This window comes from Acidovorax sp. 69, from assembly GCF_002797445.1.
Taxonomy (GTDB): Bacteria; Pseudomonadota; Gammaproteobacteria; order Burkholderiales; family Burkholderiaceae_C; genus Acidovorax.
Genome location: NZ_PGEP01000001.1, coordinates 1,729,280 through 1,746,471 on the forward strand (window position 1 = coordinate 1,729,280; position 17,192 = coordinate 1,746,471).

Sequence of the window (17,192 nt, forward strand, 5' to 3'; positions counted from 1 at the left end):
ATTCAGGAGCACGTTGTGAAATTATCTATCGTTTTAAAAGCAGGAGTCCTCCTTACTGGATTGTCCGGTGTGGTAGGTATCTTTGCTACTCCATTGGATGTATCTACGCCTCGCGATGTGATACCGCCGAATATTGTTACGAGTGCCAACAAGCCAATGATGATGCTCGCAGCATCGAAGGATCATTCGCTTTTTGGTCCTATCTATTCTGATTTTGAAGATCTTGATAATGATGGTATTATTGATACTACATTCAAGCCTTCTTTTAAATATTACGGATATTTTGATGCGACGAAATGCTACTCATATGACGGCGCAAGTAACCAATTCAATCCAAGTGCATTAGCCACTCAAACGACAGTGACCGTGGGCACAGTCACTTCCATAAAATACAGCTGTTCATCGGCACAGTCTTATTGGAGTGGTAATTTTCTTAATTGGGCGACAATGACCCGGTTGGATACTGTGCGCAAGATGCTGTATGGTGGCTATCGCTCTACCGATAGCAATGGCTCTACTGTATTGATGGGGTCACGACTGGTTTACGATGCGCATTCGTTTGTTAAATACTATAAAGAATCGGATATACGTGACTACACGCCTTTCACACAAGCCAGCTTAACGAAAACAACGGGCGCTAACGCGAATGTTTATGCTGGTTTGAGTATCTGTGTTACCGGTAACAGCGAGGATCCAAAGACGTCTCAGCCTGTCATGCGATTGGTCAAAGGGAATGTGCGATTTTGGTCTACGGTGGAGATTCAATTGTGCCGTTGGCATGATACAGATGGTTATAGCCAAGGCACTTTTGGGCCGAAGTTGGCGCGATTTTATTCAGATATCGATAAAGGTAATGGCGGTGTAAAGCACGAAATCACAATTCCCAACAAAGTCGGAGATGGCGCTACATATTCGGGGATTGGTCCAGATTTGAACGTGCGCGTGAAAGTATGTGACCCCAATTATCTTGGAGAGGAGCGTTGTCAAGCGTTTCCCCCGGCATCAACCACCAACTTCAAGCCATACGGCCTCCTTCAAGAGTTTGGCTATCCAAAAAATGCGGGTGATGCTGCGCGTGTAGAGTTTGGTTTGATTACCGGAAGTTATGATAAGAAGAATACAGCCGGTGCATTGCGAAAAAATATCCGTGATTTAGAGGATGAGATAAATCGCACCACTGGTGTTTTTTGTCACAGTCTATTATCCGGATGCAGCGCCACTTTGGCGGCTCCGGATAGCCGACCCACGGGGGTTGGGGCGATAAAGGCATTTGACTCTATATTGCTGTACGGCCGCACATCGGGGCACAGCTATGGCGGAGGTAATACGCCAAGTGGCTCTGGTGAAACAGATTTGCCCGCGTGGGGTAATCCTATCGGTGAAATGGTTGTTCAAGCGTTGCAATATTATGCCTACAATGGTTCGACACCAACGCCGACTAATCCGTCGTCGGGTACAAACGATGCGAGCGTGGGAATGCCCGTCGCCAGTTGGAGTGATACCCTGGCCAATACTACGGCACGTGCAAAGTACGGCAATGCTGTTTGCCGACCACTCAATATATTGACATTTTCTTCAAGTGCACTGAGTTTCGATGGGCAAGCTGCCACACCTTTTGGCACGTTGCCCAACTCCGGTGGAGGACTCGACTCGTTTGTTAATAAAATTGGAGATGCTGAGGGGATCACTGGCACACTGCGCTCAATAGGTTCCGTTTCTGGCAAAGGCCTGACTGCTGCAGATGATCAGAATTCTTGTGCAGCGAAGACGGTGACCTCGTTGGCCAATGTGAATGGTGTATGTCCGGAGGCGCCAGCGATGGGCGGCACCTATCAGGTAGCCGGGGCTGCACTTTATGGCAACACAACCAAGATACGCACATTGGCTACTCCACCCGCAGATTTGGCAAAAGTAGAAAATGCCTTGAAAGTTCGCACAATGGCGGCGTCTCTTTCGGGTGGTGCCCCCCGCATTGACGTTCCAGTTCCTGGCTCGAATCCCAAGAAGTACGTGTATATAACACCTGAGAGTGTACAAAATGGCGGTAAGGTCAGTGCTCCATTAACATTCGCATCGATCAGCTCTGGTGCAACCTACGGTGCATTTATCGTGACATGGAACGATATCTTGATGGGGGGCGACTATGACATGGACATCACTGGTTTTCTTCGTTATGACCTGATTGCTAATGCTGCATCCCCATCGGGTTGGGATATAAAAATTACTACTGATATTCCTGGGGTATGTGGCGGTGCTGCAGGTACCCACGGGTTTAGTATCATTGGTGTTCAAAAGGGTGGATCAAGCGCGAATGGGCGGTATCTTACGCACCAACACGGTGGTGGTAGTTCAACGTTTGCCACGCTCACAGGAATGCCAGCAACATCCGAGTATCTTTGCGGTGATGTTACTTATCAAAACACAATTCTTACAGGTACAACAAAATATAAGGATTCGGTATGTGCTGTCACGGGTACTGGTGCTACCGGAGATTCAGCAATTCCTACCTTGGCAAATTATTGCAGCGTTAAAAATGCTGATTATTTGGTGGGTAAGACATTCAATATGGTGGGTGAAACTGATGCCCTTATCAAAGATCCATTGTGGTACGCCGGAAAATATGGTTTTTTCAAGTCTAGCACCAAGAATACTGATGGCACTTACAGCAATGTAGCTATGCCGTCCACGCAAGACACGTGGGACAGCGCGGGGGCCGATGGTAGTGTTGGCTCAGATGGTCAGCCTGATGGATATTTCTTGGCGCGCCGGCCTGAGTTGTTGGAGTCCCAGCTGCGCAAGGCACTGGATGCTGCTGCCAAAAACTCCAATGCGGCACCCGCAATTTCTTCGGCACAACTGGTCGCCGATGGCTATAAGTACGTGGTGAAGTTTGACAGCGCTACCGTGACCGGTGCATTGGAGGCTTACAAAGTCGATTCCGAGGGAGAGTTTGCTGCGACTCCAAATTGGGAGGCCGGCGCTCTGTTGGCGGCTCGCGCGAGTAGTAGTAGTCGGGCTATCATCACGAATAATGGCAACGGATCTTCAGCTGGTGTCGCTTTTCGATGGGCTTCGTTGCCTGCGCCATACGTAACGCAGATGACAACTGCCAGTACCAATGTATTGACTAATGCCAATGCGGAATTAGCGCTGAATTATATTCGCGGCGACCAAACGCTTGAGGGGCTCAATGGGCTGCGTCAGCGTGAGAGTGGTCTTCTTGGCCCTGTGGTGAATGGTACTCCTTGGATTCAGAGTACACCAAGTTCTACATTGCCTGGCATTACTGCTGATGGTTATAGTGCCTTCTTTGCTGCACAGAAAAATCGAACCAAGCTGTTATGGGTTGCGGCAAATGACGGCATGTTGCATGCTTTTAATCCCTCAAATGGCCAAGAGGTTTTTGCCTATGTGCCAGGCACTCTTGCGAACAGATTGGCTGAAATCCCATTGCAAAGGGGTACAACGGCGCGTACTAAGTTGAGTAATGTCAATTTTGTCACGGGTGCAGAAAGTCAGCCAGTCGGAACTGTATGGCCTTATGTGGATGGAAATCCTTTTGTGGCCGATGTCAAGGTGGGGACGGATTGGAAGACCTATGTTTTTGGCACACTGGGACGTGGGGGTAAAGGCATATTTGCTTTGGACGCTACGGTCGTTGCCGATTTAACTGAATCAAATGCAGCCAATGTTTTTAAATGGCAATTTACTTCGGACGATGATGGGGATCTAGGATATATCACTGGCGACGTTTCTGTTCATTCGGCATCCAATCAAGCATTGCCTGTTGTTAAGTTGAATAATGGAAAGTACGCGCTGATCCTAGGTAATGGTAATAAGTCAACATCGGGTAAGGCGGCCTTGTTTATTCTGTATATGGAAGGACCCAATGTCAGCAGTTGGACTGGTCGTTATGTAAAAATCGTCGCAGATGCGGGAACTGGCAATGGACTGTCAGCGCCGCGTTGGGAGGATATTGATGGAAACGGCACGGCTGATGTGGTTTATGCCGGTGATTTGAAGGGTAATCTCTGGAAATTCAATATTTCGAGTATCGATCCCGCAGTTTGGGATGTGGCTTACAAGGCTAGCGGTGTGAACAAGCCTCTGTATACAGCCACCTATACCAATGTATCCAACCAGGTCATTCCGCTTCCAATCACCACGGCGCCGCAGCTGCTTTACATGGCAAAGGGCGGATTTTTGGTGAATTTTGGAACAGGCAATGCCTTTGAAACGGGGGATTTTCCGAGTGCAGGTGTTGTACAGCGGGTCTACGGGATATGGGATCGTCCGGGCATGGGCACTTCGGGTGGGCGTGCGCTGCCCACAGGCTTGACTACTCTGGCATCGCGGACATATTCTCGTGACTCTGATGGAGTTGTGACGGTGAGTGCTGGAGCGACGATGGACTGGTCGACAAAAGATGGCTGGTATCTGAATCTTCCTGGCGCTTCAGAGGCTGTGCTATCAGACCCATCCGTCGATGCAGGCGTGATGTCTTTCGTAGCGGTCCGTCCCAAAACAACAACTGACGAGTGTTCATCGACACCGAATGCAGCATTGTTCACCGTTGATCCTATCTCTGGCCGTGCCGAGCGCAACACACAAGGCACCATAGAGGTTGCGTCGGTGAAGGTGATTGTTGCCGCTAAGGAAATTGGCGATCAGAAGGTCAAAGTTGTGAATGATCGAACCAAAAAACCCTTCACCAAGACGTGTAAGGCAGGTGAAGCCGGATGCACCTGTGTTGGAGCAACTTGCACCAAGGATGCCCCTATTTGCGCTGCCGGTCAGCGTGCGAAACGAGTGACTGGACGAAGCGCTGATGCGATTTTGTGCACTAGCTCGGCTCCACGTTTGCAATGGCGTGAAATTCCTGGTCTAAGGACAAACCAATGACAAAGAAGCGATATCAAAAGGGTTTTACCCTGATTGAATTAATGATTGTTGTAGCGATTATTGGAATTTTGGCAGCGGTGGCCTATCCGTCCTACAAGGAGTACATCGCGCGTTCTCGCAGGGCAGAGGCTAGAACCATTTTGATTGCAAGCCAGCAGTGGATGGAGCGGTTCTATACGGAAAATTTCCGCTATGATAAAACTAGCGCAGCAACCCCTGTGGCTGTTACCGATTCTTCGCAATTTCCATCTCGTTTCAGTGTGTCGCCCACTCCGGGTCAAGGGGCGCCGGTATATGACATAACGGTTGTGGTGACTAACAATGTCCGGGATGTCTATTCGGTACAGGCTACGCGCAAGGCTGGATCTTCCATGGCTGCTGATCGTTGTGGAGACTTTTCCATTGATCATCTTGGACGAAGAGATTTGACTAATTATTCAGGTTTTTCCAGCAAGGCAGCAGCGATTGAGGCCTGTTGGAAATAGTTTTTGAGCTTCATGGGAACCCAATCACAGCAGCGTGGTTGGGTTTTTTTTTGCCGGAGGTCTTTTGATTTGTAAAAATAATGTGGGGATTTTTGAAGGTGCCGAGCATTTGATGGACATTGCAATAGCGAACGCCCACGAGGGATTGTGGCGAACTTCACCGAACCCCAGGGTTGGCTGTGTGATCGCCGATGCGAGCGGAGTCGTATTGGGCCAAGGCTCCACCCAACGCGCGGGCGGTCCCCATGCTGAAGTTGTGGCTTTGCGTGATGCTCGGCTTAGGGGGCATTCAGTAGTAGGTTCCACAGCATATGTCACGCTGGAGCCCTGCTCGCACCATGGACGCACAGGGCCATGTTGCGATGTGCTAGTGAATGCGGGCATTGCCAAAGTAGTAGCGTCATTGGCCGACCCGAATCCTTTGGTGGCGGGCAAGGGCTTTTCCCGTTTACGAGCCTCAGGTGTCGCAGTAGAGGTTGGACAGAGGGGCGACGAGTCGCGTGAGCTAAACCTTGGCTTCTTCAGCCGCATGGTGCGAAAAATCCCCTGGGTGCGTATGAAAATTGCCGCCTCGTTGGACGGAAACATGGCGCTTCTGAATGGGGCCAGTCAGTGGATCACGGGGCCTGAAGCACGAGCCGACGGGCACGCGTGGCGCGCCCGAGCGTGTGCTATTTTGGCGGGTATTGGCACCGTTCTTGCCGATGATCCCCGGTTGGATGTGCGCGGGATTCACACGGAGCGACAGCCCATTCTGGTGCTCGTAGATAGCGAGTTGCAGGTGCCTTTAAATGCTTCTATTTTTATAGCTGATCGCGCCGTATATATCTACGCAGCAATCGAACATGAGGCAAAACAACGCGCATTGGAGGAACTGGGTGCGACCGTGATCGTTTTGCCTAATGACCAAGGAAAGGTGGATTTGTCGGAAATGATGAAAGACTTGGCACGCCGTGAAATCAATGAATTGCACGTCGAGGCGGGTAGTAGGCTCAATGGTTCCCTGGTACGCGAAGGGTTGGTTGATGAATTTTTGGTCTACCTGGCACCGAAGTTGATTGGCACAGGGCTTGGAATGTTGCAGTGGGGCCCATTCACAGAGCTTTCACAGGCGTTGTCACTCGAGTTCGCGGGAGTAGACCGCGTAGGGCCTGATGTGCGTTTGCTAGCCCGGGTCATTGGGCGGGATCGCTTCTAACGGCCCGCCTTTTCCTGCGCTGTGGTTGCCTGCCCCTTATTTGCGTACATATCCAAGGCAGGCGCCCGCGTTGGGTGCTCCCTTGCATTCGCGCGTGAGCCTTCGGTCGCGCTCTGTTGTAGTTTCTTCCGATGTGCTGCGTTGGTGTTTGATCTTGACGGCGCCTTTTTTCTTGGTTTGCTGGGCCGTCGGTTTATGTATCGTTTTTGATGTCGGCTCGACGCTGTATGCGGCTTTTGGAGTTGCAACGGCGGCCACTACAACCACTGCACCTATGGCAGCGATGAGCGCGTTGAGTAAGCGCGTGGTGACTCTGTGTTGAGTGTGCGATGGGGGTTTTATTGATGTCATGGGTGGCCTCTGGTTTGTTGTGTGGAGTAGGTCCGCTTGCATGTGTGCTGAGGGCGCTGCAATGCGAGACATGCAGTGTTTGCAATCATAGATAGGTAGCCGTCGCAGGGGTGTCTGCGATTGAGGCGATCAAAAGGCCGCATTTTCCCCGTGTTTCTTGAGGCGGAGGTACTTTGACTCTCGCGGTTGAATGGCTGTACGAATGCTTGGCCTGCGCCTTGAGGGGGCTGCTGGCTGCAACTCCGCTGAAAATTTGCTTCGAGGTATAATCCAGCGGTTTTGCATGGTGCAAGACGCACGCCTGTGGCCGTTCCAGCTGCTGGCGCAAGTAAAAAACCATGGCCTGCCATAAGGTCGGCCACATTCAAGGAAAAATTATGATCGCATCCTCTATCAAGGCCGAAGTCGTCAAGGCAAACGCCCGCGCTGCCAACGACACTGGTAGCCCAGAAGTGCAAGTGGCCCTGCTGACCGCCCGCATCAACGAACTGACCCCCCACTTCAAGACGCACGCCAAGGACCACCATGGTCGCCGTGGCCTGCTGCGCATGGTGAGCCGTCGTCGTAAGCTGCTGGACTACCTGAAGGCCAAGGACGCTGACCGTTACACCGCGCTGATCGCCAAGTTGGGTCTGCGCAAGTAATTTTCATTGCATGCGAAAACGCCTGGGTTAGTCCGCTAGCTCAGGCGTTTTTTACTTCGGAGTCGCAAAACAGAGCGAAGCTGTGTCATTCCAATGAGGTTGCGACCAATGGCTGGTACGCAGTTTCACTGGAATGGCATCGTGTTCTGAATTGCCCTCCAGAACAATCTGGTAGTGCGCTACCAGCTATCAAAACAGGAGCTGAACATGAGCATTTTCAACAAAGTCACCAAGTCTTTCCAATGGGGTGACAAGACCGTCATCATGGAAACGGGTGAGATTGCCCGCCAAGCCTCCGGCGCTGTGCTGGTGAATATTGATGACACCGTGGTGCTGGCCACCGTGGTCGCTTCCAAGGGCGCCAAGCCCGGTCAGGACTTTTTCCCTCTGACGGTGGACTACATTGAAAAGACATACGCTGCAGGCAAGATTCCTGGCAGCTTCTTCAAGCGTGAAGCCAAGCCCAGCGAACACGAAACCCTGACCAGCCGCCTGATTGACCGTCCGATCCGTCCACTGTTCCCAGAAGGTTTCTTCAACGAAGTGCACGTGGTGATCCACACCGTGTCGTTGAACCCCGAAGTGGATGCTGACATCGCTGCCCTGATCGCTACCAGCGCAGCCTTGGCCATCTCCGGCATCCCCTTCAATGGTCCCATTGGTGCGGCACGCGTGGGTTACATCAACGGCGAATACGTTCTGAACCCTGGCCAAACAGCGCGCAAGGGCTCGCAAATGGACCTGGTGGTTGCTGGGACCGAAGCCGCTGTGCTGATGGTGGAATCCGAAGCCCAGCAGCTCTCCGAAGAAATCATGCTTGGCGCCGTAGTGTTCGGTCACCAACAAGGCAATGTGGCTATCAATGCCATCCATGATCTGGTGCGCGACGCGGGCAAGCCGGTGTGGCAATGGGCTGCTCCTGCCAAGGACGAAGCCCTGATCGCCAAGGTTGGCGCTCTGGCCACTGACAAGCTGCGTGCAGCTTACCAAAACCGCAACAAGCAAGCCCGCACGCAGGCCTGCCGCGAAGCCTATGCTTCCGTCATGGCTGCACTGAAGGCTGAAGGCGCTGACTTTGACTCCGTCAAGGTCGAAGGCATGCTGTTCGACATCGAAGCCGGCATCGTGCGCAGTCAGATTCTGGCGGGCGAGCCTCGCATCGACGGTCGTGATACGCGCACTGTGCGTCCTATCGAAATCCGCAGCAGCGTGTTGCCACGTGCCCACGGCTCGTCGTTGTTCACGCGTGGTGAAACTCAGGCGCTGGTCGTGACCACACTGGGCACCGAGCGTGATGCGCAGCGCATCGACGCACTGGCGGGCGAGTATGAAGACCGTTTCATGATGCACTACAACATGCCTCCCTTTGCCACTGGCGAAGTGGGTCGCATGGGTTCGACCAAGCGCCGCGAAATCGGTCACGGCCGTCTGGCCAAGCGTGCTCTGGTGGCAGTGCTGCCATCGAAGGAAGAGTTCCCCTACACCATGCGTGTGGTCTCGGAAATCACCGAATCCAACGGTTCGTCGTCCATGGCTTCGGTCTGCGGCGGCTGTCTGTCGATGATGGACGCTGGCGTGCCCATGAAAGCCCATGTGGCTGGTATTGCCATGGGTCTGATCAAGGATGCCAACCGTTTTGCCGTGCTGACCGACATCCTGGGTGACGAAGATCACCTGGGTGACATGGATTTCAAGGTGGCAGGTACGACCGCTGGTATCACGGCGCTTCAGATGGACATCAAGATCCAGGGCATCACCAAGGAAATCATGGAAGTCGCTTTGGCTCAGGCCAAGGAAGCGCGCGTGCACATCCTGGGCAAAATGCAAGAAGCCATGGGTGAGGCCAAGACCGAAGTGTCGAACTTCGCTCCCAAGCTGTACACGATGAAGATCAACCCCGAGAAGATCCGTGACGTGATCGGTAAGGGCGGTTCCGTGATCCGTGCGCTGACTGAAGAAACCGGTTGCCAGATCAACATCGAAGAAGATGGCACGATCACTATCGCTGCGACCGACGCCGCCAAGGCCGATGAAGCGAAGAAGCGCATCGAGCAAATCACGGCAGAAGTCGAGATTGGCAAGATCTACGAAGGCCCTGTGACCAAGATCCTGGACTTCGGTGCCCTTATCAATCTGCTGCCCGGTAAGGATGGTTTGTTGCACATCAGTCAGATTGCGCACGAGCGTGTCGAGAAGGTGTCTGACTACCTGACCGAAGGCCAGATCGTCAAGGTCAAGGTCATGGAGACGGATGAAAAGGGCCGCGTCAAGTTGTCCATGAAAGTTTTGGCCGAGCGTCCCGCTGGCGGTGGCGAGCGCCCTGCGCCTGCAGAGCGTGGTGACCGCGAGCCTCGCCGTGACCATGGTCGCGACGGTGGTCGTCAGCCCGCCGAGCAGCAGCAGCAACAATCCCTGTTGTCGGATGGTGCGTCCGAGCAGATCGTTGGTTAAACGGTAGATTGCTATTGATTTTATAGCTGCCGGCGCTTTTGTGTAAAGCGCTAGCGGCTAGAATCGTTTGAAATTTTCTTTCGATGAACCGCAACATGCGCGCTGTTGAGATCACGTCTTTTGGCGGTCCTGAAGTTTTGAAGCTGGGCGAACGCCCTGTGCCGCAGCCGGGTGCTGGCGAGGTGTTGATTCGTGTCCGTGCGAGCGGCATCAATCGCCCAGATGTGCTGCAGCGCTTGGGTCACTACGCGCCACCTCCCGGAACTTCCGACCTTCCGGGTCTGGAGGTGGCTGGTGTCGTGGAGTCGGGTGATGCTGCAGCCATGGCTGCAGCGGGCGTTCGTATTGGTGACCGTGTTTGTGCGCTGGTGGCGGGTGGTGGGTATGCCGAGTGGTGTGTCGCACCGGTTGTGCAGTGCTTGCCGGTGCCCGAGGGCTTCAGTGATGTAGAGGCGGCGTCGTTGCCTGAGACCTTCTTCACGGTATGGAGCAATGTTTTTGATCGCGGCCGTTTGCAGGCGGGGGAGACTCTGCTTGTGCAGGGTGGCACCAGTGGAATTGGTGTCACAGCCATTCAACTCGCCCGGGCGTTTGGTGCAGTGGTTATCGCCACGGCGGGCAGTGATGACAAATGTGCGGCCTGTCTGGCGCTCGGAGCGCACCATGCCATCAACTACAAGTCGCAGGACTTTGTGGCTGAGGTGAAGAGCGTGACTCAGGGGCGGGGCGTTGACGTAGTGCTCGACATGGTCGGCGGCGACTATGTCGCGCGCGAAGTGGAGTGCTTGGCCGAGGATGGTCGTATTGTGATCATCGCAGTGCAAGGTGGCGTCAAAAGCGGCTTCAATGCGGGGCTTGTCTTGCGGCGGCGACTCACTATCACGGGTTCTACGCTGCGCCCGCGTCCTGTGGCGTTCAAAGGAGCGATTGCGCTCGCCCTGCGTGCGCAGGTATGGCCTTTGTTGGCTGCGGGCAAAGTACGTCCAGTCATCCATAGCACGTTTGCGGCGGCGGATGCTTGCCAGGCCCATGCCTTGATGGAGTCGAACCAGCACATCGGCAAGATTGTTTTGACGTGGTAACCATGAACAGTAAGAAAAAACTCATCGCCGGTAATTGGAAGATGAACGGCAGCTTGGCTGCCAATGAGGCATTGTTGAAGGCACTCATTGCCGGTCTGGGTGATGTGGCGTGTGACGTTGCGGTGGCTGTGCCCGCGCCCTATCTCGCGCAGGTGCAGTTGCTGACCGCTGGAGCGGCAGTCGCCGTGGCGGCACAGGATGTGTCCCGGTTTGAATCGGGGGCCTATACGGGCGAGATTTCTGCCGGCATGCTCAAGGACTTTGGTGTGCGTTATGCGTTGGTGGGGCATTCAGAGCGCCGCCAGTACCATGGTGAAACGGATGTGGTGGTGGCAGAGAAGGCTCAGCACGCGTTGGCTGCGGGTATCACTCCTATCGTCTGTGTGGGCGAAACGCTGCAGGAGCGTGAGGCGGGGCAGACAGAGTCTGTTGTCAAGCGTCAGCTTGCGGCGGTGATTCACCTCAATGGTCATTGCATCAGCGAAATCGTGGTGGCGTATGAGCCAGTCTGGGCCATTGGCACTGGGCGCACAGCATCACCAGAGCAGGCGCAGGCGGTCCATGCGGTGCTGCGCGCACAGCTCTCGGCAGCGAGCGAGCATGCCGACCGCGTCCGCCTTTTGTATGGCGGCAGCATGAATGCGGCCAATGCTGCGCAATTGCTGGCGCAGCCCGATATTGACGGTGGACTGGTTGGAGGAGCTTCGTTGAAAGCCCCCGACTTTTTGCAAATTATTGCTGCGGCCCGTTAAAGCCTCAGCGAAGCTATTCAATCAGGAGTGAACAGAGAATGAACGTGATCGTGAATGTGATTTTGGCGGTGCAGATGTTGGCGGCCCTGGTGATGATTGGCCTAATCTTGATTCAGCATGGCAAGGGTGCGGATATGGGGGCGGCATTTGGCAGTGGCAGCTCTGGCAGTTTGTTTGGTGCGAGTGGAAGTGCCAATTTCTTGTCTCGCACCACGGCGGTGCTTGCCGCTGTATTTTTTGTTTCCACCCTGGCATTGGCTTACTTTGGCAATGCACGGCCTGCAACATCGGGCAGTGTGCTGGAGGCTCCTGCCGCTGTGCCATCGGGTGCACCAGCAACGCCGGATGCTGCGGTTGTGCCAGCAATGCCTGCCTCCGGCGCTGCGCAGATTCCGACTAAATAATCTGCACGAATTTGGGCGCTCAAGGTCGAAGCAGGGTTTTTCCGGAGTAGAATTCCGGATTGTCTGGGAAGCCAAAACCGCAAGGTTCCTCATGCCATCCAGATACAAAAATCAGCCGTCGTGGTGAAATTGGTAGACACGCTATCTTGAGGGGGTAGTGGCGAAAGCTGTGCGAGTTCGAGTCTCGCCGACGGCACCAAAACAAAGGCCTGCCTGCATGATCCGTCTGGGGTCGTGACGGGCAAGGCCACAGCGGTGAGCACATCCTCAAGATGAACCTCGATCAGTACCTCCCCGTCCTTTTGTTCATCTTGGTCGGCATCGCCGTAGGCGTTGTCCCTCTGGTGCTCGGCTACATACTGGGCCCCAACCGCCCGGATGCCGCGAAGAATTCCCCCTACGAATGTGGCTTTGAAGCCTTCGAGGACGCGCGCATGAAATTCGATGTGCGCTACTACCTCGTCGCCATTCTTTTCATTCTGTTTGATCTCGAAATCGCATTCCTGTTTCCTTGGGCGGTGACGTTGCATGAGGTGGGTGTTGCGGGCTTCGTGGCGGTCGTTATTTTTCTGGCCATCCTGGTCGTGGGGTTTGCCTACGAGTGGAAAAAGGGTGCCCTGGACTGGGAATGAGCGAGCTTCAACAAGGACTGATGCAATGATTGAAGGCGTGATGAAGGAAGGCTTTATCACCACGAGCTATGACTCGGTGGTGAATTGGGCCAAAACTGGCTCGCTGTGGCCCATGACATTTGGTCTGGCCTGCTGTGCGGTTGAGATGATGCATGCGGCAGCGGCTCGTTACGACATTGGTCGCTTCGGTGCTGAAGTGTTTCGCGCAAGCCCTCGGCAGTCCGATCTGATGATTGTGGCCGGAACGCTGTGCAACAAAATGGCGCCCGCGCTGCGCAAGGTGTACGACCAGATGTCGGAGCCTCGCTGGGTGCTGTCGATGGGTTCGTGTGCCAATGGGGGTGGTTACTACCACTACAGCTATTCTGTGGTGCGCGGTTGTGATCGCATCGTCCCGGTGGATGTGTATGTGCCAGGCTGCCCTCCCACGGCAGAAGCGCTGATCTACGGGATCATCCAGCTGCAGCAGAAAATCCGCCGCACCAACACTATTGCTCGCGTCTGAAGGGTTGATGATGACTGCTGTTGCCATTCGGCCCGAAATTCTCAAAAACAATATCGTTGCAGCACTGGGGGCGAAAGTGCGGCAGATCACGGTGGCTCTGGATGAGGTCACTGTGGTTGTGGCTGCTGAGGACTATCTTGATGCCATGCGCCTGCTGCGTGATGCGGAGAGTTGCCGTTTCGAGCAATTGATCGATTTGTGCGGGGTGGACTATTCCGCGTACGCCGATGCGGTGAATGAAGGCTCTCGCTATTGTGTGGTGTCGCATTTGCTGTCCGTGAGTCTGAATCAGCGCGTGCGCGTCAAGGTGTTCTGTGTAGATGACGACTTTCCTGTCGTGGCCTCGGTGTCCGATCTGTGGAACTCGGCAAACTGGTATGAGCGCGAAGCTTTTGACTTGTTTGGCATCGTGTTCGATGGTCACAATGATCTGCGCCGTATCCTGACCGATTACGGCTTCATTGGTCATCCGTTTCGCAAGGACTTTCCACTGTCTGGACATGTTGAGATGCGCTACGACGCCGAGCAGCGTCGGGTGGTTTATGAGCCGGTGTCGATTGAGCCGCGCGAAATCACGCCACGCATCATTCGCGAAGACAAGTACGGAGGCCTGCACTAAAGGCGCCTCTCGCCCTATGTGACCCACCATGGCTGAAATCAAGAACTATTCCCTGAACTTCGGGCCGCAGCACCCTGCGGCGCACGGCGTGCTGCGCCTGGTGCTTGAGCTTGATGGCGAAGTTGTGCAGCGCGCGGATCCGCACATTGGTTTGCTGCACCGTGCCACCGAAAAGCTGGCTGAGCACAAGACCTACATTCAGTCGTTGCCCTATATGGATCGACTGGACTACGTGTCCATGATGTGCAATGAGCACGCTTACTGTCTGGCTATCGAGAAGCTCCTGGGTCTGGAAGTGCCTATCCGCGCCCAGTACATCCGTGTGATGTTCTCCGAGATCACTCGCCTGCTGAATCACCTCATGTGGCTTGGCTCGCATGGCAACGATTGCGGTAGTTCCACTATCTTGATCTACACCTTTCGCGAACGAGAAGACTTGTTCGATATGTACGAAGCCGTCTCGGGCGCACGCATGCATGCGGCTTATTTCCGTCCAGGCGGCGTGTACCGTGACCTGCCGGACTCCATGCCGCAGTACAAGATCAGCAAGATCAAGAACGCCAAGGCCCTGGAGGCCATGAACCAGAACCGCCAGGGTTCGATGCTCGATTTCATTGACGACTTCACGCAACGCTTCCCTGCCTGTGTGGATGAGTACGAGACGCTGCTCACAGACAATCGCATTTGGAAGCAGCGCACGGTGGGCATCGGCGTGGTGCCGCCTGATCGCGCGTTGAATCTTGGTATGACCGGCCCCATGATCCGTGGATCCGGTATCGCATGGGATCTGCGCAAAACACAGCCCTACGATGTTTATGACCGCATGGATTTCGACATTCCGGTGGGCAAGACGGGCGACTGCTACGACCGCTATCTCGTGCGCGTGCAGGAAATGCGCGAGTCCAACCGCATCATCAAGCAGTGCGTTGACTGGCTGCGAGTCAATCCCGGCCCCGTGATTACCGACAACCACAAGGTGGCTGCTCCTGATCGCGAATCCATGAAGTCCAACATGGAAGAGCTGATTCATCATTTCAAGCTGTTCACCGAAGGCTTCCACGTCCCCGAGGGCGAAGCCTATGCCGCCGTCGAGCACCCCAAGGGCGAATTCGGCATTTATCTGGTGAGCGACGGTGCTAACAAGCCCTACCGCCTGAAGATTCGTGCGCCCGGCTTTGCGCACTTGGCCACACTCGACGAGATGGCCCGAGGCCACATGATCGCTGACGCTGTGGCCATCATCGGCACCATGGATATCGTGTTCGGGGAGATTGACCGATGAGCAGTACCGAATCGAAGAACCTGACCGCTGGTGCCATAACCGAGGCAACACTCACCCGCTTTGCGTGCGAAGTGGCCAAGTACCCGCCCGAGCAGGCGCAGTCCGCCGTGATGGCTTGCCTGACCATCGTGCAGCAGGAGCAGGGCTGGGTCAGCGTCGAGAGCGAGGCTGTGATCGCAGAGTACCTTGGCATGGCCCAGATCGCGGTGCATGAAGTCACCACGTTCTACAACATGTATAACCAGCAGCCGACAGGCAAGTACAAGCTCAACGTCTGTACCAATCTGCCTTGCCAGCTGCGCGACGGCCAGAAGGCGTTGCACCACCTTGAGAAGAAGCTGGGCGTGACCATGGGCGAGACCACGTCCGATGGCATGTTCACCCTGCAGCAGTGCGAGTGTCTCGGCGCTTGCGCCGATGCGCCGGTGATGCTGGTCAACGACCGCACCATGTGTAGCTTTATGGACAACGACAAGCTCGACCAGCTCGTGGACGGTCTTCGTGCCGCTGAGGGGCAAGCATGATCACCGCCGCACAGAAGATCCTCTCGCAGTTCCAGGCCACCGGCGTTCAGACCTGCTTCCATGACCGTCACATCAATCCGCAGATTGTTGCGGGCCTCGATGGCACGAACTGGAGTATCAAGGACTACGAGGCGCGTGGTGGCTACGCCGCCTTGCGCAAGATCCTTGCCCAGGGTGAAGGCGAAGGCCTCACCCAGGACCAAGTGATCGCCACCGTCAAGGAGTCGGGTCTGCGTGGCCGTGGCGGTGCGGGTTTTCCCACCGGCCTCAAGTGGAGCTTCATGCCCCGCTCGTTCCCCGGCCAGAAGTACCTCGTGTGCAACTCCGACGAAGGTGAGCCAGGGACTTGCAAGGACCGCGACATCCTTCAGTTCAATCCACACATCGTCATCGAAGGCATGATCATCGCGGCGTACGCGATGGGCATCTCTGTGGGCTACAACTACATCCACGGCGAGATTTTCCAGACTTATGACCGCTTCGAGGAAGCCCTTGAAGAAGCGCGAGCCGCCGGTTACCTGGGCGACAAGATCCTGGGTAGCAATTTCAGCTTCCAGCTGCATGCCGCCCACGGTTTCGGCGCCTACATTTGTGGCGAAGAAACCGCACTGCTCGAATCACTGGAAGGTAAGAAGGGGCAGCCGCGCTTCAAGCCGCCGTTCCCAGCCAGCTTCGGCCTGTATGGCAAGCCTACGACCATCAACAACACTGAAACCTTTGCGGCCGTGCCGTGGATCATCCGTAACGGTGGTGCGGCTTATCTTGAATGTGGCAAGCCCAACAACGGCGGCACCAAGATTTTTTCTGTGTCTGGTGATGTGGAAAAGCCTGGTAACTATGAAATTCCGCTGGGCACGCCCTTTGCCAAGTTGCTTGAACTGGCCGGTGGCGTGCGCAAGGGGCGTCAGCTCAAAGCTGTGATTCCTGGTGGTTCGTCGTCTCCTGTGCTGCCAACGTCCATCATCATGGACTGCACGATGGATTACGACTCCATTGCCAAGGCTGGCTCCATGTTGGGTTCGGGTGCAGTCATTGTCATGGACGACTCGCGGAGCATGGTCGAGAGCCTGCTGCGTCTGTCGTATTTCTATTCGCACGAGTCCTGCGGTCAGTGCACGCCTTGCCGTGAAGGAACGGGCTGGATGTGGCGGGTGATTGACCGTATTCAGCATGGGCAGGGCCGTGACGGTGATCTGGACCTGCTCAATTCGGTGGCAGACAACATTCAAGGTCGCACGATTTGCGCCCTCGGCGATGCTGCAGCAATGCCCGTGCGCGCCATGATCAAACACTTCCGTCCCGAGTTTGAGGCACTGATCCGGACCAAGGCCGTGCAGGCTGCGACCTCCGTTTGATCGCGA

Annotated in this window: 15 protein-coding genes and 1 tRNA gene; 15 read left to right on the forward strand and 1 reads right to left on the reverse strand. The window is 54.9% G+C overall.

What is annotated here, in order from left to right; genetic code table 11:
* Positions 1-15: 15 nt before the first annotated feature.
* From CLU85_RS07945 to ribD, 3 genes are all read left to right on the forward strand, one after another.
* The gene (locus CLU85_RS07945) at positions 16-4,902 is read left to right on the forward strand and encodes a pilus assembly protein (RefSeq protein ID WP_232727767.1); all 4,887 of its coding nucleotides are present in this window, start codon (positions 16-18) and stop codon (positions 4,900-4,902) included.
* Positions 4,899-5,387, forward strand: coding sequence for a type IV pilin protein (locus tag CLU85_RS07950; protein ID WP_100409793.1), 489 nt, complete (start codon positions 4,899-4,901; stop codon positions 5,385-5,387). Before CLU85_RS07945 ends, CLU85_RS07950 begins: the two co-directional genes overlap by 4 nt.
* Positions 5,388-5,499: 112 nt before the next feature.
* Positions 5,500-6,585 carry a bifunctional diaminohydroxyphosphoribosylaminopyrimidine deaminase/5-amino-6-(5-phosphoribosylamino)uracil reductase RibD gene (ribD, locus tag CLU85_RS07955; RefSeq protein WP_100409794.1) on the forward strand — a complete coding sequence of 362 codons (1,086 nt, stop codon included), beginning with the start codon at positions 5,500-5,502 and terminating at the stop codon, positions 6,583-6,585.
* A gap of 36 nt (positions 6,586-6,621) precedes the next feature.
* Here the strand turns inward: ribD and CLU85_RS07960 are convergent, their stop codons facing one another.
* Complete coding sequence (locus CLU85_RS07960; protein WP_232727768.1) at positions 6,622-6,936, reverse strand: hypothetical protein; 315 nt, start codon at positions 6,934-6,936, stop codon at positions 6,622-6,624.
* Between the two features lie 377 nt (positions 6,937-7,313).
* Between CLU85_RS07960 and rpsO the strand changes: the two genes are divergently transcribed.
* The 12 genes from rpsO (at position 7,314) to nuoF (ending at position 17,186) form a co-directional block, all read left to right on the forward strand.
* Positions 7,314-7,580, forward strand: a complete 267-nt coding sequence (gene rpsO / locus CLU85_RS07965; protein WP_005793232.1) for a 30S ribosomal protein S15 — start codon at positions 7,314-7,316, stop codon at positions 7,578-7,580.
* A gap of 207 nt (positions 7,581-7,787) precedes the next feature.
* On the forward strand, positions 7,788-10,031 hold the full coding sequence (pnp, locus tag CLU85_RS07970; RefSeq protein ID WP_100409795.1) for a polyribonucleotide nucleotidyltransferase: 2,244 nt from the start codon (positions 7,788-7,790) through the stop codon (positions 10,029-10,031).
* A 95-nt stretch (positions 10,032-10,126) separates the two neighbouring features.
* Positions 10,127-11,113 carry an NAD(P)H-quinone oxidoreductase gene (locus tag CLU85_RS07975; RefSeq protein ID WP_100412432.1) on the forward strand — a complete coding sequence of 329 codons (987 nt, stop codon included), beginning with the start codon at positions 10,127-10,129 and terminating at the stop codon, positions 11,111-11,113.
* Between the two features lie 2 nt (positions 11,114-11,115).
* The gene (tpiA, locus tag CLU85_RS07980; protein ID WP_100409796.1) at positions 11,116-11,865 is read left to right on the forward strand and encodes a triose-phosphate isomerase; all 750 of its coding nucleotides are present in this window, start codon (positions 11,116-11,118) and stop codon (positions 11,863-11,865) included.
* 38 nt (positions 11,866-11,903) lie between these two features.
* Positions 11,904-12,269, forward strand: coding sequence for a preprotein translocase subunit SecG (gene secG / locus CLU85_RS07985; protein ID WP_100409797.1), 366 nt, complete (start codon positions 11,904-11,906; stop codon positions 12,267-12,269).
* A 114-nt stretch (positions 12,270-12,383) separates the two neighbouring features.
* Positions 12,384-12,468: transfer RNA gene (locus CLU85_RS07990), tRNA-Leu, on the forward strand.
* 73 nt (positions 12,469-12,541) lie between these two features.
* Positions 12,542-12,901 carry an NADH-quinone oxidoreductase subunit A gene (locus tag CLU85_RS07995; protein ID WP_056061547.1) on the forward strand — a complete coding sequence of 120 codons (360 nt, stop codon included), beginning with the start codon at positions 12,542-12,544 and terminating at the stop codon, positions 12,899-12,901.
* A gap of 25 nt (positions 12,902-12,926) precedes the next feature.
* Positions 12,927-13,406, forward strand: coding sequence for an NADH-quinone oxidoreductase subunit B family protein (locus CLU85_RS08000; RefSeq protein WP_007849129.1), 480 nt, complete (start codon positions 12,927-12,929; stop codon positions 13,404-13,406).
* Positions 13,407-13,416: 10 nt separating this feature from the next.
* Positions 13,417-14,025 carry an NADH-quinone oxidoreductase subunit C gene (locus CLU85_RS08005; protein WP_100412433.1) on the forward strand — a complete coding sequence of 203 codons (609 nt, stop codon included), beginning with the start codon at positions 13,417-13,419 and terminating at the stop codon, positions 14,023-14,025.
* A 28-nt stretch (positions 14,026-14,053) separates the two neighbouring features.
* Positions 14,054-15,307, forward strand: coding sequence for an NADH-quinone oxidoreductase subunit D (locus CLU85_RS08010; RefSeq protein WP_100409798.1), 1,254 nt, complete (start codon positions 14,054-14,056; stop codon positions 15,305-15,307).
* Positions 15,304-15,831 (forward strand): NADH-quinone oxidoreductase subunit NuoE, encoded by a 528-nt coding sequence (gene nuoE, locus CLU85_RS08015; protein ID WP_100409799.1) that lies wholly within the window; start codon positions 15,304-15,306, stop codon positions 15,829-15,831. The genes CLU85_RS08010 and nuoE overlap by 4 nt, the downstream gene beginning before the upstream one ends.
* Positions 15,831-17,186 (forward strand): NADH-quinone oxidoreductase subunit NuoF, encoded by a 1,356-nt coding sequence (gene nuoF / locus CLU85_RS08020; protein WP_369858308.1) that lies wholly within the window; start codon positions 15,831-15,833, stop codon positions 17,184-17,186. The genes nuoE and nuoF overlap by 1 nt, the downstream gene beginning before the upstream one ends.
* The last annotated feature ends 6 nt before the right edge of the window (positions 17,187-17,192 follow it).